Below are 20,442 nucleotides of genomic sequence, written 5' to 3'. Positions count from 1 at the left end.
TCTCCTATGAATCAATGGTACTCTTGTTCAAGAATTAAATGCGCACCACAGTAGCCTTGCTGACAAGGTCACGCGGGATGCGGTTCTTCGTATCGAAGAGAATCGGCGCGTCAGCCATCTTTTCAGCCACATTGGCCCAATCCGCCTCAGCAAATTCCTTTTGCACAGCAGTCAGGAACAACGCATCTGCTCCATTCACTGCTTTCTCCAAACTGTCAACCTTGTGATCATACACAGTCGGAACAGCTGGATCGTAGGAACGAACGTCTACTCCTTTTACTATGAGCTTCTTGATCAGGTCGTGGACAGGGCTTACGCGGTCGTCATTGGAAAAGTCTTTCATCGCCATCCCCAATACAGCTACGCGACTTCCTGCCAATGTCTTGCCGTTATTCTTCAGGGCTTGCTCAAGCATGCTGATCAACACTTCAGGGACTGCATCATTCGTATTGCGGGCCAGTTGCAGAATCGGGAGGTTTACTTCCAATTCACGTGCCTTAGGCTGCAAGTAGTACAGCGCATTCGGCAAGCAGAAGCCGCCTACACCCGGTCCTGGCGATAACATGTTTACACGCGTGTGCGTATTGGCAACCTTGATCAGCTCGAACGTATCGATGCCGAATGCCTCAGAGAAACGAGCAAATTCCTGTACCATCGCAATGTTTACATCACGCTGGATGTTCTCGATGACTTTTGCTGTCTCGACTACGCGGATATCCGAGATCGTGATGTCCGTCTCGCTGATGAAGGACAGCAACTCTTTTCCTTTTTCAGCGCTTTGTTCATTGATGCCACCCAGAACGAGCGGCATATGGATGAACTCTTCAAAAGCACGACCCTCTGCAATTCTCTCTGAGCAGTATGTCAGGAAGAAATCGACACCAGCAACAAGACCACTTGTTTCCTCCAAAATCGGCAGAATCACGTCTTCTGTCGTTCCTGGTACGACGGTGCTGCGGATCATGATGGTATCGCCTTTTTTCAGTACGCGACCGAGCGATTGTGCACAGCTTTTCAGCGGTCCGAGATCAGGATCACCGTTATGAACAGGCAATCCGACTGTTACAATATAGTTATGGACTTCCGCAGCAGCTTCCTCGTAGGAGGTCGTTGCACGGAAACGTTTTGCTTCAATCTGCTCTTTGAGGATCTCTGGCAACGTTTTTCCCTGATAGGACTCCAGGTGATGGGAATGTGCCGCATTGATCTCATCGACGACATGCGGTAAGGCGTCAATACCGATGACGTTTGCTCCTTTCATGGCATAGGTAAGCGCCAACGGCAAGCCTACAAACCCCAATCCCACAACAGCTACGCGTACAGGTTGAGTCATTGCGTATCTCCTCTTTCACATTCTCCAAGTAAGGTCCGTATGACTGTAGAAGAAGTCAGGCGGCCAACTTGCGCATATTTTTAGGACAGGTAGTAAACACCTGCAGCGATAAAAAGCACACACAATCCGATGAGGACCTTGTACAACGTTTCCAAGGCTGTTCCTCCCCCATACAATCTTGGCTTGTCCTCTTTTTCGTAAAAAGGACTTTGATTGGGCAGAATAGTTTGGTACTCTTTCGCCAAATCAAATTATACTCTCGTTTGAAATATCGTTCAACCCGTCTAACGAGGCAAGGATGCCCCTATGATATACGAAAATCCGATGGACAGGACCATCGCAATAAAACCAATAGCCCTGTTATCTTTTGCAATTTCCTGATCGACATTAAAGGTAGGGGTCATGAATTCAAAAATGAAGTACGCAGACAACAACAGGAAAAATCCGAATGTCGCCCAAATCAACGCTTCTCCCAAAGAAAAATGCGCCTGAATGGAATAACGGAAAATGTTCGCGATCCCAAAAATTTTCCCGCCTGTTGCCATTGCTACTGCCATGTTCCCGCGCTTCAATTCTTCCCAAACACGATAACGCGTTACCAGTTCAAAAATGGCTAAGAATAACACCATCGCCAGTCCAGACACAGTAAAATAAGCTGCAGTTGCAAAATATGGATTGTGTAGAAGGCTTTCCATATGTCCCTCCCGACCTCTTATTTCAATTCGGCAATGGTAGCACCTACGCCGCCTTCTCCTTGACCACCTAAGCGGAAGGATTTTACATTACGATGACTTCTCAAATACTCGTGCACGCCTTTGCGCAGTACCCCTGTCCCGTGTCCGTGAATAATGGAGACCGAGTGCAAGCCTGCCAACAGCGCATCATCTAAAAACTGATCGATTTCCCGAATGCTGTCCTCAACGTTGTAGCCACGCAGGTCAAGATCCATCTTGATATTGTCACTGCGACGCTTCACAGAGGTGTACGGTGCCGCTTGCGGTTTTTGCTGGATGGAGTTTTGTACATGCATATCATCGCGCTTCACCTTCATTTTCATGATCCCGATCTGCACGAGGAATTCTTCATTGTTTACTTTTTCCAGCACGGTTCCTTTTTGTCCGAAGCTCGTCACCATTACCTCGTCGCCCACCTTGATCTGTGTGGCACGAACGGCTTTCGCAGGCTTCTTCACCTTTTCCTTCTCCAGCTCAAGGACGGCATTGCGCAAGCGCTTCTTCGCATCGATGAGACGATGCTCCTTGATTTCCATGCCTTCTGCCATCATCTCGCGCAGCTCGCGAATGATTGTTTCCGCTTCTTCTTTTGCGAGTTGGACCGCAATTCGCGCTTCGTCCTCTGCTCGCTCCATTCGCTTGTTTTTCTCTTCAGCAAATTGCGCGCGCTCTTCTTCCAGCTGTCTACGCAGCTCTTCCGATTCCTCGCGTGCCGCTTTTGCCGCCAACCTGTCTGCTTCCGCCGACTTGCGATTACGCTCCAACGAAGCGATCATGCTCTCGACCTGATTGTCTTCCTCACTGATCGAGCCGCGCGCTACATCAATGATGTGTTCTGGCAATCCCAGACGTCTTGCGATGGCAAACGCGTTGGACCTACCTGGCACCCCGATGAGCAAGCGATAAGTAGGACGTAGCGTCTGTACGTCAAATTCTACGCTGGCGTTGATGACCTCGGGTCTATCGTAGGCATACGCCTTCAATTCACTGTAGTGTGTCGTTGCGACCAATCTCGCACCGGAATCAATCACATGGTCGATAATGGACATGGCCAGAGCAGCACCCTCTGTCGGGTCTGTTCCTGCCCCTAGCTCGTCAAACAGTACCAAGCTCTTGTCATCCATTTTCGCCAAGATTTGAATAATATTGGTCATATGGCTTGAGAATGTAGACAGGCTCTGCTCGATGGATTGCTCATCCCCGATATCGGCAAAAACGGAGGAGAATACAGTCATCTCGCTCTCTTCCTCTGCCGGAATATGCAAGCCTGCCATGGTCATCAAGGACAGCAGTCCGATTGTTTTGAGGGAAACGGTTTTTCCGCCTGTATTCGGTCCTGTCACAACAATCGCCTGATACTCTCCACCTAGCTCCACATCTACAGGAACGACAACTTCCCGTGGAATGAGTGGATGACGCGCTTTTCGCATGTTTACGTATCCGCGATCATTGATGCGTGGACAGATCGCCTTCATGCTCCAGGCAAGCTGAGCCTTGGCAAACATGAAATCGAGCTCTGTCAGCGCTTCTGTGTTCTCGATCAAAGCTTCTACCGCAAAGGATACCTGCTCCGTCAACACATACAGAATGCGCTCCACTTCACGTTCCTCGCGCAGGCGTAGTTCGCGAAGCTTGTTGTTCATCTCAACGATTACTTCCGGTTCGATAAAGAGCGTCGCCCCAGATGCCGACTGGTCGTGGACAATTCCGCCAAATACAGAGCGATACTCCTGCTTCACCGGAATAACGAAACGATCGCCACGAATCGTAACGATATTTTCCATCAGCATTTTTTGGTAAGTAGACGAGCGTGTCATTTGATCGAGCTTTTCGCGAATGCGCGACTCGAGTTGTCTGATCTCTTGACGTACCTGTCGCAATTCAAGACTCGCGCTATCCAATATATCGCCATTTTCATCAATACAGCGGCGAATTTCGGTTTCCAACTCGCGCAGGCCCTCAATACGCTCTGCCTCCTGTTGCAATAATGGCAGCTCGTGATCCTCACACATATCGAGCAAAAACGTTTTGAGCCTGCGTCCGGCCATAACGGTGCTGGCGATATCCAGCAATTCCATCGGGGCGAGCATGGCGTTCAATCTGGCGCGCTGTACGGGACCGCGGATATCGCGAATGCCACCGAGAGGCACGCTGCCTTTTAGGCGTAACACGGTTGCTGCTTGTTCTGTCCCTTGCTGAGCGGTTATGACTTCATCCAAGCGTAAAAAAGGAATCAGCTCTGATGCTTTTTCTTTTCCATATGTGCAAGATGCCTTGTCAATCAACAGGGCGACTATTTTATCGTATTCTAACGTCCTTAAAACCCGTTGTTCCACTGTGCTCCTCCTTCTTTATCCAGCGGCGACCGTTGTACCGTGCGGGCGGGAGCGACGGTCTATACCGGCAATCATTACGATATCTCCCCATTATAGCATGGCAGCGGAGCTTAGAAAACTTGGGCTACGGATAGCTTCGGACAGGCACCGCCGGCGAAGGATAATTTTACACGTTTTCGTTTGGCATAGTTCTACTCTTTGCGTGAGAGAATGAAAGGTGAAACAACCCTAAAGGAGGAGTACACTTGACGATCATGCGCCATATCGTCCGCTTTATCGTCGCTGCCGTAGTCCTGATGTTTGTCGGCTTTCTGGTCCCCGGCTTTTCGGTTAGCAGTTTTTGGACAGCTCTGTTCGCGGCCGTTGTCATCGCACTGATTGGCTGGGCCGTAGAAGCCATTTTCGGAGATCGAATTTCGCCGTACAATCGTGGTATTATCGGCTTCTTGGTCAGTGCCGTCGTGATTTATCTCACTCAGTTCATCGTCTCTGGCTTCCGCGTCACGATTCTTGGAGCGCTTCTCGCTTCCTTGGTGATCGGGATCATCGACTTGTTTATCCCGATCAAAACCCATATGGATATGCGTAATGGAGATGCCGGGAACAAGCAGGAGACATAGGCAAAATGCGACAAAGAGCCATCCCATCAAAGACGGGGTGGCTCTTCTCCTTTTACCCACAACGTGAAAAGAGAGGCATTCCGCCCCTCTTTTCCTTAATCTATCGGTTTAGCCTTTGCCTCTTCCTGAATGATTTTCAGCAGTTCTTCGTACTCCTGACGCAAGCGGAAGTATTCATCCGCGATATTGACTGCAGAAAGTACGGCAATTTTGGCAGTATCCAGTCGATGGTTGCCGTTTGCGATTTCGTTCATCTTGTCATCAACGAAACCGGCCACCATGCGTATGTGATTGACACTTGCCTTGCCACTGAGCCGGTATTGTTGGCCAAAGATGTCCACCGTCAAACGATTTTTCCCATCACCTTGCACGAGAGGTACCTCCCTACTGCGACCTTTGCTCTACTTTATCCTTTTTTAGGTTACTGAAAATGTCAGATTTCGTCAAGCAATCTTACATGCGCAGTTCAGCGCCTGTGTTGTTTTTCAAGGCTTCGACGACAGCAGTGGTCACTTGTTGAATCTCTTCGTCCTGCAAGGTACGCTCTGCGTGACGGAATACAAGGGCAAATGCCATGCTCTTCTTATCTTGGGCAATACGCTCACCCATGTATACATCGAACAGGGTTACGGACTCGAGCAGCTCGCCTGCCGCTTTACGAATCGTTGCTTCCAATGCACCAGCAGCTACACTGCGATCCACAACGAGAGCCAAGTCACGCGTTACCGCTGGGGACTTCGGCAACTGATTGTAATGTCCTACCTCGGCAGCTACATCAATCAAAGTAGCTACATCCAGCTGGAATACGTACGTTTCGGACAGATCATACGCTTTTTCTGTACCCGGATGAACTTGCCCCAAATAGCCCAGTCGTTTTTCTCCTACCCATACTTCAGCAGTACGTCCTGGGTGCATACCCGCGATGTCCTGTACAGCTTTGTATTCAGCAGCTTGGATACCCAAACGAGCGAAGAGTGATTCCACAATCCCTTTGGTTTGGAAGAAATCAACAGGCTGCTTAGCGCCCATCCAGTTTTGTGTGAGCAGTTGTCCAGTCAATGCACCCGCTACATACAGACGCTCTTCTGGAAGCTGCGTGAGTGTTTCTTCTTTCGTCAAGAACACACGGCCCAACTCAAAAATCGCGACATCGTGGTTTTGGCGGTTTTTATTGTAAGCAACTGTTTCCAAGAGGCTTGGAATCAAGCTCGTGCGCAGAACGCTATGGTCTTCACTCATTGGCATCATGAGGGCAACAGGGTTTACTTTCTCCTGATGCAGACCGGCTACTGCCTCGACACGATCTGGATGAACCAGTGCATAGGAAATCGCTTCATTCATGCCAGTACCGATCAGGTGATGACGGATGGTACGACGCAATTGCTGTTCTTTTGTCAACTGTCCCTGTGTGGTCGAACCGGAAGGCAAGCTGGTCGGAATGTTGTCGTAGCCGTACAGACGTGCAACCTCTTCCACCAAATCCTCTGGCAGCGTAATGTCGCCACGTCTTGTTGGAACCGTGACCGTCCATTTTTCGCCCGCTACTTCATATGGGAATTGCAGACGCTCGAAAATCGGCGATACCTCAGAAGCCGCCATGTCGGTTCCGAGATGCTGATTAATTTTTGCAAGCGTAACAGAAACAACGGCAGGCGTAGCTTCGCTTACAACAGCAGAGCTGATTCCTTTGGATACCGTTGCCCCAGACAATTGCTGAATCAGAGCAGCAGCGCGCTCTCCCGCTTCCTGCACACGTGCTTGGTCAACGCCTTTTTCCCAACGTACGCAGCCTTCTGTACGCATGCCGAGCATTCGAGCTGTACGGCGTACTGTTTTTGGCGTGAACCAAGCTGCTTCAAGAATGATTTCGCTCGTCTCGCCTGTGATTTCTGAGTTAGCCCCGCCCATTACACCTGCGATCGCCAAGCCTTTGGTCTGGTCGGCAATCAGCAAGGTTTGCTCATCCAGCGTGCGCTCTTGATCGTCCAATGTCACGAGCTTTTCGCCTTCGTTTGCCAGTCGAACGACAATAGAGCGATCAGCTACCTGTGTCGCATCAAAAGCATGCAGCGGCTGACCGTACTCGAGCAGGACGTAGTTGGTCACGTCTACCACGTTGTTGATCGGACGAATTCCCGCTGCCATCAGGCGATTTTTCATCCATTGCGGAGATGTCGCGATTTTGGCGTTGGTGAAGTGACGACCGTGGTATTGATAACTTTCATTCGTCGCTTCGATCTTGACTTGGATCGGGTTGTCGCCACCGTTTTCGGTCAGCTCGATTTGTGGGAATACCACTTCTTTGCCCAAAATAGCGGCTACCTCGTAAGCAACCCCCAGCATGCTCAAGCAATCCGAACGGTTCGGCGTCAGTCCCAATTCCAGCACATAGTCATCCAAGCCGAGGTACGAAATAGCATCCATTCCGATTTCCGCATCCGCTGGCAAGACCATAATGCCTTCTTGCTGATCTTTTGCCAGAAGCTTGTCGTTTAAGCCCAATTCTTTTGCCGAGCAGATCATCCCTTGGGATTCTACACCGCGCAGCTTGGAACGCTTGATATTCAAACCATCTGGGAGCTTCGCACCGATCAGGGCAACGAGAACTTTTTGTCCCTTGTCTACGTTCGCTGCTCCACAAACGATTTGCAGGTCTTCCCCTTGTCCTGCATCAACGACGCATACGTTGAGACGGTCTGCATCCGGGTGCTTGCTGCGTTCTTTTACATAACCGATCACAACACCGGATACACCTGCGTTGCGCGATTCAACTGCGTCTACTTCAATCCCGCTGCGAGTCAGCTTTTCAGCCAGCTCCTGGGGCGTCGTTCCACTCAGATCGACATATTCAGATAACCATTGGTACGATACCTTCATCTTTGCCTCTCCTCTCTAACCTCGATTGAATTGACGCAGGAAACGAACGTCGTTGGTATAAAAATGGCGGATGTCCTCCACCGCGTATTTGAGCATCGCAATTCGTTCTACACCCATACCGAATGCAAAGCCGCTGACTTCCTCAGGGTTGTAGCCGGCCATTTCCAGTACACGCGGGTGAACCATACCAGCACCCAAAATCTCGATCCAGCCTGTTTGCTTACATACACGGCAGCCATGACCGCCACAGTTGAAGCATTGCAGGTCTACTTCTACGGAAGGCTCCGTGAACGGGAAGAAGCTCGGGCGCAGACGAATTTGCTGGTTTTCCCCGAACATTTGACGGGCAAACGTCAAGAGGGTACCTTTCAAATCACTCATCCCGATTTTTTTATCAATGACGAGACCCTCGATCTGCGTGAATTGGTGGGAGTGTGTCGCATCGTCATCATCGCGGCGGTACACTTTACCCGGGCAGATCATTTTGAGTGGGGTCTTGCCTTCTTTTTTCAGCATCGTACGTGCTTGCACAGGAGATGTCTGCGTACGGAGCAACAGCTCTTCTGTGACGTAGAACGTATCTTGCATATCGCGTGCCGGGTGATCTTTCGGCAGGTTCAGCATCTCGAAGTTGAAGTGGTCCATTTCAACCTCAGGACCTTCTGCCACCTCAAAGCCCAGGCCAATGAAAATGTCTTCGATCTCTTCAATAATCCGAGAGAGCGGGTGCATGGTGCCTGCTGGTACTGGACGTCCTGGCAGTGTCACATCGATCGTTTGAGAAGAAAGCTTGGCATTCAGAGCCGCTTCTTCAAAAGCTATTTGTTTACCGGAGAACGCTGCTTCCAGCGCTTCCCTTACCTCATTCACCAGCTGACCGACAACTGGACGCTCTTCTGGGGACAGGCCACCCATTCCGCGCAGCAGTTCTGTCAACTCGCCCTTTTTCCCCAGGTATTTGACGCGCAAATCCTGAAGTTGTGCGGCTTCTGTCACTTGGCTGATTTGGCCCAGTGCGGACTCTTTCATTTCTTGCAACCGAGTTTGCACTTCGAATCGCTCCTTTTTCGTTTGATAAAATAACCTCTATCAAGGCTAACGTAAAAAAAAAGAAAAACCCGCCCCAAAAAAGGGACGAGTTACTTTTTTCTCGCGGTACCACCCTTGTTAGACAATTCGCTTCCACCCTGTGACAAATCCATGACAATATCACTAGTGGAAAGAGACATTTGTCTCACTTCAGATCATTGGTAACGGGTATGACCCGGCTGCTCCTACTGCGCGAAAAGCGGTTCAGAGTGCGGCTTTGGAGTGAATTCAGCAGCTATCATGTTAAAGATGCTCGCAGTCTGTGACATCTTCTCCCTGAAAAAACAGATAGGTCCTGCGTACTAGTCTCCGTCATCGCTTTACGTTATAATTGTGATGTAAGGAAAATTATAGCGCAACAAGAGAGAACTTTCAATTCTACAAATGTTACATATCAAGAGAGTGTTTTCATGTGTATGTTACCATTCGAAAGGGGATTTTGACATGATTGATAATGTTTCCGCCCTTTACGATAAGACAATCAACTGCCGCCATTGTCAAGCGACCTTTTCGACCAAAAGGATCAGAAGCGGCACGTTGACGATGGTCAATCGCGACAGCGATTTTTATACCACTTTTAAAGAGCAATCTTTAAATCCCATTATATATACCGTCAATGTCTGCCCTGAATGCGGCTTCGCCTTTACGGATCAATTCCGGGACAAGCTCGCCCCCTGGCAAAAGCAGATTGTGGATGAACAAATCTCCTCGAAATGGAAGCCAAAAGATTTTGGCAAGGTTCGTCATATACCAGAATCCATTGTCAGCTACAAGCTGGCCATTTACGCAGCTGAACTAACGGATCAGCCCCATTCCGTAAAAGCGGGTCTGTATTTGCGCCTCGCATGGCTTTATCGATTCCAGACAAATGTCTCGGAGGAAATGCGCTTTATCGATATGGCCGTGGAAGAATATGAACAATCGTATATTCATTCCGACTATACACGTGGCGACAAAGAAATGACCGAAGTTCGCTTGCTGTACTTGATTGGTGAGCTCTACCGCAGACTCGAAAAGTTTGACTTAGCCATCAAGTATTTCGGTAAGGCACTGGCTTTTCGCAACCACACCATTGAGAGCGGTATTATCCGGATGGCGCAAGATCAATGGCAACTCGCGCGCGAAGAGTATAAAGAGAAAAAAAGTGAGCAAAAGATCGGCTAAGTATGCCGATCTTTTCTTTTGCGCTGTGCCTCGTATACAAAAATTCCTGCCGCGACAGCTGCATTCAATGACTCTGCGCCGCCATAAAGCGGGATGTGAACGAATTGGTCTGCCCTGGCAAACATCTCTTTAGAGACGCCTCTTCCTTCATTTCCGATGACCATTGCTGTCAGACCAGCATAATCAGCCTCGTCATAGGAAACACTGTTTTGCTCCAAGGAAGAGATCAGAACTCGCCCTCCCTTTGCCTTCCATTCATCTGCTGTCTCGACTAACGACTGTGTAAAGACTGGGATGCGGAACAGTGCCCCCATTGTGGCACGTACCACTTTTCCATTGTAAATATCGACACTGCCACTTCCAAGTACGACACCATCGACTGCTGCCGCCTCTGCTGTACGCAAAATCGTGCCGAGGTTGCCCGGGTCTTGTATTTCGTCCAAAAAGAGAAGCAACAAACTGTCTTGTTCCTCTCTCTTCTTATCTACCCATTTTGCCCAATCTGCTGCTGTTTTTTTCACTTCGGCCACAATTCCTTGTGGTGACTTGGTTTCGGACAGCTTCGCCAGCACTGTCTCTGATGCCGCAATGACCTGAACAGCTTCCGGATGATTAGCCAGAGCACGTTGGCAGGCAGGGTCCATGTCACGCTGCTGATCATAAATAACCGTGACTACCTCCGCCCCGCTTTTTAACGCCTCCTCTACCAGATGCGCCCCTTCCACGAGAAAATGCTGCTGCTCTTCCCGTCCTTTCCGTGACAGCAACTGGTGCAATCGCTTTACCAGAGGGTTTTGTACCGAAGTAATGATTTCATTTGTCATAAACCTATGCCCGCTCCTCAAATTCGCGTAAGTCTTTGTTGTTCCCGATCACCACAAGCACGTCGCCGTATTGGATGACTTCATCCGGGCTAGGAGCGATGTTGAATTTATCTCCGCTTTTGATGGCAATAACGTTGACCTCGTATTTTTTCCGAATATCCAGTTGCCGCAAGTTTTGACCGACCAGCTTGGACGACACGACGACCTCCGCCACGCTGTAGTCCTCTGCCAGCTCAATAAAGTCAAGAACGTTAGAGGAGATCAGATTGTGGGCAACCCGCACCCCCATGTCGCGCTCAGGGAATACGACACGGTCAGCTCCTACCTTGTACAATACTTGTCCATGACGCTCATTCTGTGCTTTTGCCACGATCTTTTTGACACCCAAGTCTTTCAGTGTCAATACTGTCAGGATGCTCGCCTGAATATCGACCCCAATGGCCACGACGACTACGTCAAAATTGCGTATGCCGATTTCCTTCAAGGCCCGTTCATCCGTAGAATCAGCCGCTACCGCGTGCGTTACGTACTGAATATTTTCGTTAATACGCTCCTCGTTCTCATCTATTCCCATGACTTCATAATCCATCTCGTACAGCGTTCTCGCCACGCTAGAACCAAAACGTCCCATCCCGATAATGGCAAATTGCTTGGACATGTTAATCTTCTCCTTTACGGAACTTACCAATATCAAGCATTATAGCACATCCAAAACATCCGCCACAAAACGGTCATGAACGTTTTGTTCGAAAAGCATGGTATGCACAAATCAGCGTTTACAAATACTATTTCTTGAATTCATTCTCACAAGAGAGGTGTAAGCACGGTCATGAATATTGCCTCACTCAACTTACGTCAAGCGATCATGTACAAAATGCAAGGCTCAGATCCAAACGCAGTCGAAGAAACCATCAGTGATGCCATCTCGAGCGGTCAGGAGAAGACGCTCCCGGGTTTAGGCGTTTTGTTTGAAGTGCTGTGGCAAAACAGCGATGCTTCCTCACGACAATCCATGATTACGACGATCGCGGAACACTTGCCTGAGCAAGCCGAAAAACCGATCTAACCACATCTTCTTTGAAAAAAGCAAGCTACAAAGGGAGGGACTCTTATGTCCCTCCCTTTTCATTGTTCACTTCCCGACCTTTGTTGAACTGATTGCGCATGATTTGGGTGATTGCCAGCAAAATGGGAATGATGATGGTGATCAAAAATCCCACGGCAGTCAAATGCTGTGTATAAGAAAACAATTCGACTATATTTTGCGGCAGTAATGTTAGGAAAAATAGTGGCACCATGATTACAATCGCGGTGATTTGCTGAAAACGAATTCCTTTGCGAAACCAGCGCCGCAATGAAAAAATCGTCGCGTAAAGCATATTGCCGATCGTTGTAAATACAGAAGCAACCCAAATGGCAAGAAAGGCGGACTCAAAACGCTCCAAAAACCAACCAGTTCTCTGCGTTACCTTGACCAGTTCAAGCGTAGGCCAAACCAGCCTCTGCAATTCTTCATAGCCAAATACAGTAATGCCTGCGACAACTGTGAGCAAATAAACGACAAGAGCAAAGCTCATACCTGTCATGCTGGCCACCCCTAGCCTTGCCCCGGGAATAGCGAAGGCAAAGTAAACCATTAACAGCTCATACCCGGTATAGAGCGTATACGTATTCAGACCCGTTTTCATGACCTGTTTCCATGACTCTACTTGGAATGGCAATAAATTGTACCAATCTGCGTTCATGAAGGAGACGAGCGGAATCAAGAGAGACGGAAACAGGAGGAAAGGAATCAACAGCTCATTCACTCTCGCCACAACTTCAATCTCATGACAACAAAGAAACATGACCAACAATAGCAACGTGATGATAATTACTTCCAGTGGCGTTTGCGGTAATACGGAGGTCACGACGACTTCCCCGAACAATCTGGCTGTGATTCCCGCATTGAGGAATTGATAGAGGATGAAAAGAAACACACACAGGGTACCGATGGCAACCCCAAATATTCTCGGCATAAATTCAACAAAGGTAAGGCCAGGAAACTGGTTACCTAAATAAACGATGGCCGCCACAGCCACAGATGCTACGAAAGCACCTGCAATGGGTCCCAACCATCCCATTTGATGAAGAAGTTCGGTTGCCGTTCTCGGGATGATGAGAATACCCACCCCGATCATCGAACTGATCATAATGCTTGTCAGTTGCCAGGTACCAAAATTACGTTGCTGATTCTCCACAGTGATCGCTCTCCTATTGCATTTCCATACCGAGACGGCGCAGCTTGATTGTGTATGTAACGCGAACCGGAAAATCCCTGAAATCTTCCTTCCAGTTGTGCGTTTTCCAGTAGTCTTGGTAATGCTTCGCACGCAGTGTAAGGCCCAGCTTCAAAATGTCACTATTGTACTGCTTTTGTACTTGCTGCAGTAACTTCTTGGCGCGCTTTTCCATTTCTTTTTGGATAAGCGCTTGCATTTGTAGGACGAATTGCTCTGCTGGAATTTTCAGGTCTTCTGTAAGTTCGACAATATCTCCTTGGAGCTCGCAATGATAGGTAGCGGAAGAGGATTTGTGAATGATCACCTTTTTTTTTACAAAATGCGGACGAAAACTAACATATCCGTTCTTGGTCTTCGGCAACGGAATCAGAATGTCTCCACCCGGTTTTTCATTGCGCAGTTGGAGCAATACCCATGTCTGCATGTGATCAAGTATCCCCACCATCTTGTGCCCGCGAAAAACAGCAACCCCTTTCCAGCTCACCTCATTCTTACTTGCCTCAACATAATTCAAAAACGGCTCCATGGTTAGATTAGAGGTCTGATTGAAATAGTCGCCCAACGTTTGGTCCGGAATCCTTCCTAATTTCATGCCATTTTCGATCAGCCCCATCAAAAAGACGACTGGAATCGGCTCGATCCTCGGTTTGATTTCCAGCAAGGTAGACGCTTTGCCTCTCACGACGATCGGCCACAGGAGTCGCCTTATTTGCGGCTCGCGACGAAAGCTGTCCATGATGTCTTGGATTCCCTTTCTAGCGACCTCCTCGCTTACTGCAAGAATACGCGTATGCCCAAGAAACACTCGCTGGTTCAGCCGCATTTGCAGGTTGTTGGAAGCATCTGTCACCGTTTTTCCTGTCACGCTCATGATTTTCACGGCATTCGCATCATTTCCTCCACCTTTCCCGCTACTCCCCGCGATTTTAATGGGAATCGGAATTTGGACGGTCATTTTGTACAGATTTTCATTCTTTTCATCCTGATCAATCGCAATAGCCAATACCGATGCGCGTTCCTCCAATTCCCGTCTGTCCCAGCACCCCGTCAGCAAGATTGTACAGAAGATCAGCAAAGCGAAGTATCTAAAAGACTTACCCATCGATATTCCGCCCCTCTCGTCGGGTCACCATGTCACGGATGAGGATTGCTACCCAGTAAACGACGGGAAACAGCAAATTAATAACCAGGCTAGACAACCCCAGCAACGACGCCCACTTAAATACTTCTGTTATGTTTTGGGGAATGAGGGAAAAGAAGAATAAAGGGACGAAAAGGGCAGAAGCCACGATTCTTTGAAACCTGATTCCCTTGCGAAACAACTGTCTCAGTGAATACACAACAACGTAATACGCATTGGCTACCGTAGTAAAAACAGCCGACACCCACACGGCCAAAAAAGCGGACTCCAATCGTTCCAAGATCAATCCAGGCACTTGCGTCGTCTTGACCAATTCAAGTGTCGGCCACGTCACCCTCTGCAGCTCTTCGTACCCAAACACTGAAATGCCAGCCACCACAATTAACATGTAGAGCAACGCTGCAATTAACAGACTGTAAAATCCCGCCAATTCCCTGTTCGTATTTTGTTGTGCATAGGCGAAAAAGATAAACATAATTTCAAAACCGGAATAAGAATAAATTCCTTCGTATACCCCCTCTACCATTGAATGGAACGACACATGAGTAATCGGCAGGAGATTCCCAAATTCCGCTTTTTGGAACGAAGCAATCGCGATAAAAAGAAGTGGCAAGATAATAAAAGGAAACAGCAGCTCGTTCACTCGCGCTACTACTTCCACCTCATGCATGCACAAAAATAGTACCAGCAAAAACATTGTGATAAGCACAACTTCCAGCGGAGTCTGCAAAAGAACGGAAGTCACAACCACTTCACCAAATACACGCGATACAACTGCCGTGGAAAAATACAGGTATACCAAGTAGATACAAATCCAAGGGAGGCTGAATACTTTGCCCACCCAAGGCCTTCTGACAGATCCCCATACCTTGTGACTGTATTCAATAAAGGTTTCCCCCGGATAACGCCTGCTCAATTTGACAATTAACCATAAGGAGACATACGCACCTGCTGAGCCAATCAGAGGAGCGATCCAACCTGCCTCAAATAATTTCGAGCTGGTTGTGCGAGGAAGGGTCAATACGCCGACACCAATTAAGGTACTTGTGATGAGACAAATTTGCTGCCACATCGATAGAGCCTGGTGCCAGCTGTGCCCCTCCCTCCTGTTCATTTCTGGTTATCCTCCTCTCTGATCCGGATTTTATCTTGAACATGAAACATCATCGGTCTTGCTTTCATCAGATGATGGGGGGCCCGTACGAACAAATCCTTCATTCCATTCAGGTTGAGAGGACTAAGCGGGCTCATATAGGGTACGCCGAACGATTTCAGTGAAGACAAGTGAATGAGGATGACGATCAAAAACAGCATAATACCGTAAAGACCAAACATCCCTGCCAAGATCATCACCGGGAAGCGGAGCATGCGAATGGCAATCGCAGCACTGTAACTCGGGGATGCGAACGAGCCGATTGTCGTCACAGCTACGATGATCACCATGACAGGACTGACAAGCCCGGCCGTTACCGCTGCTTCTCCGACCACAAGTGCTCCAACAATCCCGATCGTAGGACCGATTGGCCCCGGTAGCCTCACGCTTGCTTCCCTCAATATCTCAATGGCCAGCTCCATAAACAGGGCTTCGATTAAAGAAGGGAATGGAACCGTAGATCGTCCTGCCGCCATCGCAATGACCAGTCGAGAAGGGATCATCTCAGGATGGAACGCGCTAAAAGCGATATAAAGAGACGGCAACAGCAAGGCAATGCTGATACTAATAATCCGAATGAACCGAATCAAGGTCGCGATATAAAATCGCTCGTAATAATCCTCGGGACTCTGATAAAACTGCGAAAATACAGCGGGAGCAATCAAACCGAACGGAGTCCCATCTACCAGAATGCCTACCTTCCCTTCCAAAAGATTGGCCACTACTTTGTCAGGGCGCTCCGTATTTTGAATCTGCGGGAATGGGGACCATCTCCGATCCTGGATCAATTGTTCGATGTAACCGCTCTCCAGCACAGAATCCACACGAACACTGCTCTCTATTCGCGCAATCACTTCCTCGACCATCGGGGGATGCGCAATGCCGTCGATGTACATGACGTAAATGTCAGTCTGTGTTCGTTCCCCGACAACCATATGACGCACTCTGAGATTGGGGTCCTTCAAGCGGAAGCGGATCAGCGCTGCATTCACGCACAACGTTTCACAAAAACCATCGCGTGGCCCTCGTACGACTGATTCCGTCTGAGGCTCTTCCACTGAACGCCTGTCCCAACCTCTCGTGTTATTCAAGTAAGCATTTTGACACCCATCGATGATCAGTACCGCACATCCAGACAAAATATTTCGGACGATCTGCCTCAGTTTGTCTGTCAAATCCAGCTCATTTGTCGCCGGATCTTGATAGGTGATATCGGGAGTCGTCATATAGCGAATAATAAAATCACTGATGACATTGCGATCCACCATGCCATCTATAAAAACGATAGCGGCTTGAGCCTTCGACTTTGTTTGAAAACGACGAACGACGAGATCGTCACACTTTCCAAACTGCGCTTGAATCAATTGGATGTTTTCTTCCACATTTGTCGTGAGCGAAACATCCAATACGCTTTCCATGCTCTTGTTGGAGTGCTGATCCAACCCTTTTGACTGGAGGGCTTCTTTTCTTTTTTGCCATGCTTGAAAAAACTGGTTCAAGCTGCTCACCCTTATCCATGGAATGTATCCTGCCTACAGGTACGGATAGTGTGCCCAATACATGGAAAGGAAATCCCGTAAAAGGCGTATTCAAAAAGAAAAACAGGTCCAACCTAAGTCGGACCTGTTAAGCAACTACCTCGCGCTTGTTCTCAAATTTCTCGTAGCTCTTCTCTTGCATGATCGTCTTTAAGATCTGGACACTTTCCCAAACCTCTGTATAAGTTGTATAGAAAGCAACGGGGGCTAATCGGATGATGTTCGGTGCACGGAAGTCAGGAATAATGCCCGCTTCCTTCAAAGCCTTGCATATACGTATGGCCTCATCGTGTTCAAGGCTGACATGCCCACCTCGGCGATCATCCTGCTGTGGGTTCGCAATCGTAAAACCCATGTCTGCCAACTCCACCTCGATCAAATCCATCATGAACCGCGTTAAGCCGAGCGACTTGGTACGAAGCTTCTCCACGGATGCCTCCTGGAACATTTCCAAGGAACCAAACAGTGGTGCGAGGCTCAGCATATGGGGGGTACCAATCTGGTAAGCGCCCGCATTTTCGCATGCATCCAGTGTATGTTCCATGTCAAATTGCTTATCCTTTTTCGAACTGAACCACCCGGCCAATCCCGGAGCCCTGCCAAAATGCTTGCGGTTGACATATAGGCTGCCCACGCTTCCGGGCCCTGCATTTACGTATTTGTAGTTGCACCAATATGCAAAGTCCACTCCCCATTTGCTGAAGGAATGCGGGATCGCGCCTACAGAATGACATCCGTCAAAACCAATCAGAATACCTCTCTCATGTGCAGCTGCTGTCAACCGTTCGATATCGAGCAGCTGGCCGCTGCGATACAGGACCGTCGGGAGGACTACCAATGCTACTTCATCAGTCATCGCATCGATAATGTCCTCTTCCTCGATCAGACGGCCATCTCTTGACGCTACCCGAACCAAATGCTCTTCCGGGTCCAGCCCATGGAGCTTCATTTGACTCTGGAGTGCGTATATATCGGTAGGGAAATCCAGCTCAGTGGCAACGACCTTCGTCCTTTTCCCAACCGGATGATAGAAGGTAGCTGCCAGCTGATGGAGGTTAATCGTCGTAGAACCCGTTACGATCACTTCCTCGGGGCTTGCCCCTACAAGTGCTGCGCTCATCTCTCCCAATTTCTCCGAGAAGAAAAACCACGGATGGTTACCCGTTGTCCAGCCTTCCACACCCAGCTCCTTCCAAGACTGCATCATATCCATGACACTCTTTTCCGCTCTTTTTGACATGAGGCCAAGCGAGTTGCCATCCAAATACAGGCTCGGAAGCAGATAAAACTCTTCGCGATAGCTCGCGAGTTCATCCTGTGCATCCAATTGCTGTGCGTCCGTTTTCGTTAGGGGGCTTGATTGAGACATAGCTACCTCCTCAGCTTGTTCTATCGTTCCCCTCTATTATAGGCTGAATTTTCAAACAGCGGAATCCCATTCGTAAAAAGAAAATCCCGTGCCACCTACGACACGAGACTTTTATCCAAGTATAGCTGCGTCAACCAAATGACTAGCAAGATTTGCGCGATGCAAAAGAGCGGGAGCAGGATGAGAAAAGACATATGCTTGGTCTTATGCCGTTGAATAAGCATGCCCTCAAGCGCACCGATCCCTCCTCCTAAAAATGCGACTAACAAAAGGCTCAGTTCTGGAACCCGAAAACCTTTTTCTTTCGCCAGACGCTTGTCTGTCTGCATCAGGTAATAAGCATAACCATTTAGCAGTAAAGCTCCCGCAGCCAGCACCCAGACATTCGAATTGAAGTATCCTGCCAACAGGAGGACCCAGCTTATGACGAGCATCAGCACGAAATTGCGGCGATGGGCAGCTAATTGTTGATGGTACATTTCTTATTCTCCTTTTGCCCGATATGCCCGATTTCCCATAAACTGCTTGCGTACGAAGAATACCACACCTAAAACAACCACGATCACCAGCAAAGCATAAAAACCGTATTTACGGATGACTTCGATAATCGCTTCTACATTATTACCAAATACATGGCCGAGAAAGTAGAAAGCAACGGTCCAAACCAACCCAATCGGATAAGACAGCATCGCATAACGTCGGAACGTCATACCGCCCAGTCCGACCAAATAAGGGACGACATGACGGACAACCGGAAATAAGTAGCTGATGCAAAGAGCAGTAGTACCGTACTTCTCTAGCAAGCCCGTTGATCGATTCACAGCGTTCCTCATTTTCTCGGTTTTACATAGCCATTGCAATATCGGTTTCCCAAAATACTTTCCAAGTAAAAAGCCAATCGTCAATCCGGAGGCAACCCCTAAATATCCCGCCAAAAAAGAATACCATGGGTTTAGCACGCCGATGGAGGCAAGAAATCCTCCTGTGGCGACAACCAGCTCATCGGGAATCGGCAAACCGACAATCCCCAGCCAGAGCAGGAAAAAAATCGCCACGTAACCGTATTGCTCTATGATTGACATCAGCAGGTCGACTTCCATGAGGCAAAATCCCCTATCCTTGCCACAGTGCGGTCATTTCTTGACATACTAGCAGCTATGGCATCGCACGATATCTGACTCTATGTATTACGTATGAACCTCAAAAAAGGTACTTGTTTATTTTGCAATAGATTTACGTATTTTATCAAGCACAGATACGCCAGACGACTCTATCATGACAGATGTTTGAGCGCTTCACGTCTGGACAAACTCGCGAGTGGCGTCGCTTCTACAAATTCACGTACGGCGTCGGGATTTGTTTTCGCATACTCTCTCAACGCCCAGCCGATTGCCTTCTGAATAAAAAACTCTTTGGAATCCGCGCATCTCTCCACCAAGGAAAAGAGCAGCCGCTGATCTGTCTTGTCTTTGTATGACAACTGAAATAAAATCGCCGTTCGTTGCAGCCACATGTTGGTTCCATTCATCCAGGCTGTCGTATTCGGTTCGATCAGTTCGGGATGCAAGGCAAACAATCTGCCCGTTGTATGGGAAGCCAAATAATCCACGGTATCCCACCACGATTTTGTTGTGATCAGTTCGACTACGAACGGGAGATGGTCAGGGGTGAGACGCTTTTTGGACTTCTCGAGTACGTCAAGCGCTACATACTGGTACTCGCGCGCTGACAAAGCCCACAAGGAACTAACGACCTGCTCCCAATTTTCGGGTACGCCATAATCTCGAAAGATTTGTTTAGTCAGTTCTTTGCGCTGTGGTGATTTTATCCCCAGAAAAGGAAAATGATTTTTCATATACTGCTCCATTGGGCCAGCCACAATCGAATCACCATGTGCACGCAACAGTTCCTCGACAGCCTCCGTATACTCGCTTGCGTTCATCTGCGTCTCCCCCCTTCCACTCATCTCATCATCCGGTGGA

General features: G+C 48.6%; 19 protein-coding genes. 3 read left to right on the top strand and 16 right to left on the bottom strand.

What is annotated here, in order from left to right; translation table 11 throughout:
- Nucleotides 1-34 precede the first annotated feature (34 nt).
- From HPY27_RS19460 to HPY27_RS19450, 3 genes are all read right to left on the bottom strand, one after another.
- A complete protein-coding gene (locus HPY27_RS19460; protein WP_174225749.1) occupies nucleotides 35-1,333 on the bottom strand; it encodes a nucleotide sugar dehydrogenase in 1,299 nt (432 codons plus the stop codon).
- A gap of 284 nt (nucleotides 1,334-1,617) precedes the next feature.
- Nucleotides 1,618-2,028 carry a DUF350 domain-containing protein gene (locus tag HPY27_RS19455; RefSeq protein WP_017251061.1) on the bottom strand — a complete coding sequence of 137 codons (411 nt, stop codon included), beginning with the start codon at nucleotides 2,026-2,028 and terminating at the stop codon, nucleotides 1,618-1,620.
- Nucleotides 2,029-2,045: 17 nt separating this feature from the next.
- Nucleotides 2,046-4,403, bottom strand: coding sequence for an endonuclease MutS2 (locus tag HPY27_RS19450; protein WP_174225748.1), 2,358 nt, complete (start codon nucleotides 4,401-4,403; stop codon nucleotides 2,046-2,048).
- A gap of 245 nt (nucleotides 4,404-4,648) precedes the next feature.
- On the opposite strand from HPY27_RS19450, the gene HPY27_RS19445 reads away from it, so the two are divergent.
- Complete coding sequence (locus tag HPY27_RS19445; RefSeq protein WP_017251059.1) at nucleotides 4,649-5,023, top strand: phage holin family protein; 375 nt, start codon at nucleotides 4,649-4,651, stop codon at nucleotides 5,021-5,023.
- A 95-nt stretch (nucleotides 5,024-5,118) separates the two neighbouring features.
- On the opposite strand, the gene zapA is transcribed toward HPY27_RS19445, so the two are convergent.
- From zapA to pheS, 3 genes are all read right to left on the bottom strand, one after another.
- Complete coding sequence (gene zapA, locus HPY27_RS19440; RefSeq protein ID WP_007728510.1) at nucleotides 5,119-5,394, bottom strand: cell division protein ZapA; 276 nt, start codon at nucleotides 5,392-5,394, stop codon at nucleotides 5,119-5,121.
- 82 nt (nucleotides 5,395-5,476) lie between these two features.
- Nucleotides 5,477-7,900 (bottom strand): phenylalanine--tRNA ligase subunit beta, encoded by a 2,424-nt coding sequence (pheT, locus tag HPY27_RS19435; RefSeq protein ID WP_017251058.1) that lies wholly within the window; start codon nucleotides 7,898-7,900, stop codon nucleotides 5,477-5,479.
- Nucleotides 7,901-7,915: 15 nt separating this feature from the next.
- Nucleotides 7,916-8,950 (bottom strand): phenylalanine--tRNA ligase subunit alpha, encoded by a 1,035-nt coding sequence (gene pheS, locus HPY27_RS19430; RefSeq protein ID WP_174225747.1) that lies wholly within the window; start codon nucleotides 8,948-8,950, stop codon nucleotides 7,916-7,918.
- A gap of 483 nt (nucleotides 8,951-9,433) precedes the next feature.
- Here pheS and HPY27_RS19425 point away from each other — a divergent pair, with 483 nt between their 5' ends.
- Complete coding sequence (locus HPY27_RS19425; RefSeq protein WP_174225746.1) at nucleotides 9,434-10,153, top strand: DUF2225 domain-containing protein; 720 nt, start codon at nucleotides 9,434-9,436, stop codon at nucleotides 10,151-10,153.
- Here the strand turns inward: HPY27_RS19425 and HPY27_RS19420 are convergent.
- Both HPY27_RS19420 and HPY27_RS19415 read right to left on the bottom strand, forming a co-directional pair.
- Nucleotides 10,150-10,977, bottom strand: coding sequence for a TrmH family RNA methyltransferase (locus tag HPY27_RS19420; RefSeq protein WP_174225745.1), 828 nt, complete (start codon nucleotides 10,975-10,977; stop codon nucleotides 10,150-10,152). The two genes, HPY27_RS19425 and HPY27_RS19420, sit on opposite strands and share 4 nt — an antisense overlap.
- A 4-nt stretch (nucleotides 10,978-10,981) precedes the next feature.
- On the bottom strand, nucleotides 10,982-11,635 hold the full coding sequence (locus tag HPY27_RS19415) for a potassium channel family protein (RefSeq protein ID WP_007728524.1): 654 nt from the start codon (nucleotides 11,633-11,635) through the stop codon (nucleotides 10,982-10,984).
- A 171-nt stretch (nucleotides 11,636-11,806) separates the two neighbouring features.
- On the opposite strand from HPY27_RS19415, the gene sspI reads away from it, so the two are divergent.
- Nucleotides 11,807-12,043 carry a small acid-soluble spore protein SspI gene (gene sspI / locus HPY27_RS19410; RefSeq protein ID WP_007728525.1) on the top strand — a complete coding sequence of 79 codons (237 nt, stop codon included), beginning with the start codon at nucleotides 11,807-11,809 and terminating at the stop codon, nucleotides 12,041-12,043.
- Nucleotides 12,044-12,086: 43 nt separating this feature from the next.
- Here the strand turns inward: sspI and HPY27_RS19405 are convergent, their stop codons facing one another.
- The 8 genes from HPY27_RS19405 to HPY27_RS19370 form a co-directional block, all read right to left on the bottom strand.
- Nucleotides 12,087-13,217: a GerAB/ArcD/ProY family transporter gene (locus HPY27_RS19405; protein WP_174225744.1), complete on the bottom strand. Its 1,131-nt coding sequence runs from the start codon at nucleotides 13,215-13,217 to the stop codon at nucleotides 12,087-12,089.
- 13 nt (nucleotides 13,218-13,230) lie between these two features.
- Nucleotides 13,231-14,361, bottom strand: coding sequence for a Ger(x)C family spore germination protein (locus tag HPY27_RS19400; RefSeq protein WP_173622375.1), 1,131 nt, complete (start codon nucleotides 14,359-14,361; stop codon nucleotides 13,231-13,233).
- The gene (locus HPY27_RS19395; protein WP_174225743.1) at nucleotides 14,354-15,514 is read right to left on the bottom strand and encodes a GerAB/ArcD/ProY family transporter; all 1,161 of its coding nucleotides are present in this window, start codon (nucleotides 15,512-15,514) and stop codon (nucleotides 14,354-14,356) included. Before HPY27_RS19395 ends, HPY27_RS19400 begins: the two co-directional genes overlap by 8 nt.
- A complete protein-coding gene (locus HPY27_RS19390; RefSeq protein ID WP_174225742.1) occupies nucleotides 15,511-17,052 on the bottom strand; it encodes a spore germination protein in 1,542 nt (513 codons plus the stop codon). Before HPY27_RS19390 ends, HPY27_RS19395 begins: the two co-directional genes overlap by 4 nt.
- Before the next feature lie 127 nt (nucleotides 17,053-17,179).
- Nucleotides 17,180-18,460 carry a kynureninase gene (kynU, locus tag HPY27_RS19385; protein WP_017251050.1) on the bottom strand — a complete coding sequence of 427 codons (1,281 nt, stop codon included), beginning with the start codon at nucleotides 18,458-18,460 and terminating at the stop codon, nucleotides 17,180-17,182.
- A gap of 95 nt (nucleotides 18,461-18,555) precedes the next feature.
- On the bottom strand, nucleotides 18,556-18,939 hold the full coding sequence (locus HPY27_RS19380; protein ID WP_069845569.1) for a DUF1294 domain-containing protein: 384 nt from the start codon (nucleotides 18,937-18,939) through the stop codon (nucleotides 18,556-18,558).
- 3 nt (nucleotides 18,940-18,942) lie between these two features.
- On the bottom strand, nucleotides 18,943-19,560 hold the full coding sequence (locus tag HPY27_RS19375; RefSeq protein WP_069845570.1) for a DedA family protein: 618 nt from the start codon (nucleotides 19,558-19,560) through the stop codon (nucleotides 18,943-18,945).
- A 173-nt stretch (nucleotides 19,561-19,733) separates the two neighbouring features.
- On the bottom strand, nucleotides 19,734-20,402 hold the full coding sequence (locus HPY27_RS19370) for a DNA alkylation repair protein (protein ID WP_106833012.1): 669 nt from the start codon (nucleotides 20,400-20,402) through the stop codon (nucleotides 19,734-19,736).
- Between the last annotated feature and the right edge of the window lie 40 nt (nucleotides 20,403-20,442).

This window comes from Brevibacillus sp. HB1.1 (assembly GCF_013332445.1).
Lineage (GTDB): Bacteria > Bacillota > Bacilli > Brevibacillales > Brevibacillaceae > Brevibacillus > Brevibacillus porteri.
The sequence above is the reverse complement of the archived record's forward strand: the minus strand, read 5'-3'. Positions and strand labels throughout refer to the sequence as shown.

Bases quoted from the DNA above. Each gene is read 5' to 3' on its own strand.
- HPY27_RS19370 (WP_106833012.1), bottom strand. From the start codon at position 20,402: ATGAACGCAAGCGAGTATACGGAGGCTGTCGAGGAACTGTTGCGTGCA.
- HPY27_RS19400 (WP_173622375.1), bottom strand. From the start codon at position 14,361: ATGGGTAAGTCTTTTAGATACTTCGCTTTGCTGATCTTCTGTACAATC.
- HPY27_RS19460 (WP_174225749.1), bottom strand. From the start codon at position 1,333: ATGACTCAACCTGTACGCGTAGCTGTTGTGGGATTGGGGTTTGTAGGC.
- HPY27_RS19420 (WP_174225745.1), bottom strand. From the start codon at position 10,977: ATGACAAATGAAATCATTACTTCGGTACAAAACCCTCTGGTAAAGCGA.
- HPY27_RS19395 (WP_174225743.1), bottom strand. From the start codon at position 15,514: ATGAACAGGAGGGAGGGGCACAGCTGGCACCAGGCTCTATCGATGTGG.
- HPY27_RS19455 (WP_017251061.1), bottom strand. From the start codon at position 2,028: ATGGAAAGCCTTCTACACAATCCATATTTTGCAACTGCAGCTTATTTT.
- HPY27_RS19415 (WP_007728524.1), bottom strand. From the start codon at position 11,635: ATGTCCAAGCAATTTGCCATTATCGGGATGGGACGTTTTGGTTCTAGC.
- HPY27_RS19375 (WP_069845570.1), bottom strand. From the start codon at position 19,560: ATGGAAGTCGACCTGCTGATGTCAATCATAGAGCAATACGGTTACGTG.
- kynU (WP_017251050.1), bottom strand. From the start codon at position 18,460: ATGTCTCAATCAAGCCCCCTAACGAAAACGGACGCACAGCAATTGGAT.
- HPY27_RS19380 (WP_069845569.1), bottom strand. From the start codon at position 18,939: ATGTACCATCAACAATTAGCTGCCCATCGCCGCAATTTCGTGCTGATG.
- pheT (WP_017251058.1), bottom strand. From the start codon at position 7,900: ATGAAGGTATCGTACCAATGGTTATCTGAATATGTCGATCTGAGTGGA.
- HPY27_RS19425 (WP_174225746.1), top strand. From the start codon at position 9,434: ATGATTGATAATGTTTCCGCCCTTTACGATAAGACAATCAACTGCCGC.
- sspI (WP_007728525.1), top strand. From the start codon at position 11,807: ATGAATATTGCCTCACTCAACTTACGTCAAGCGATCATGTACAAAATG.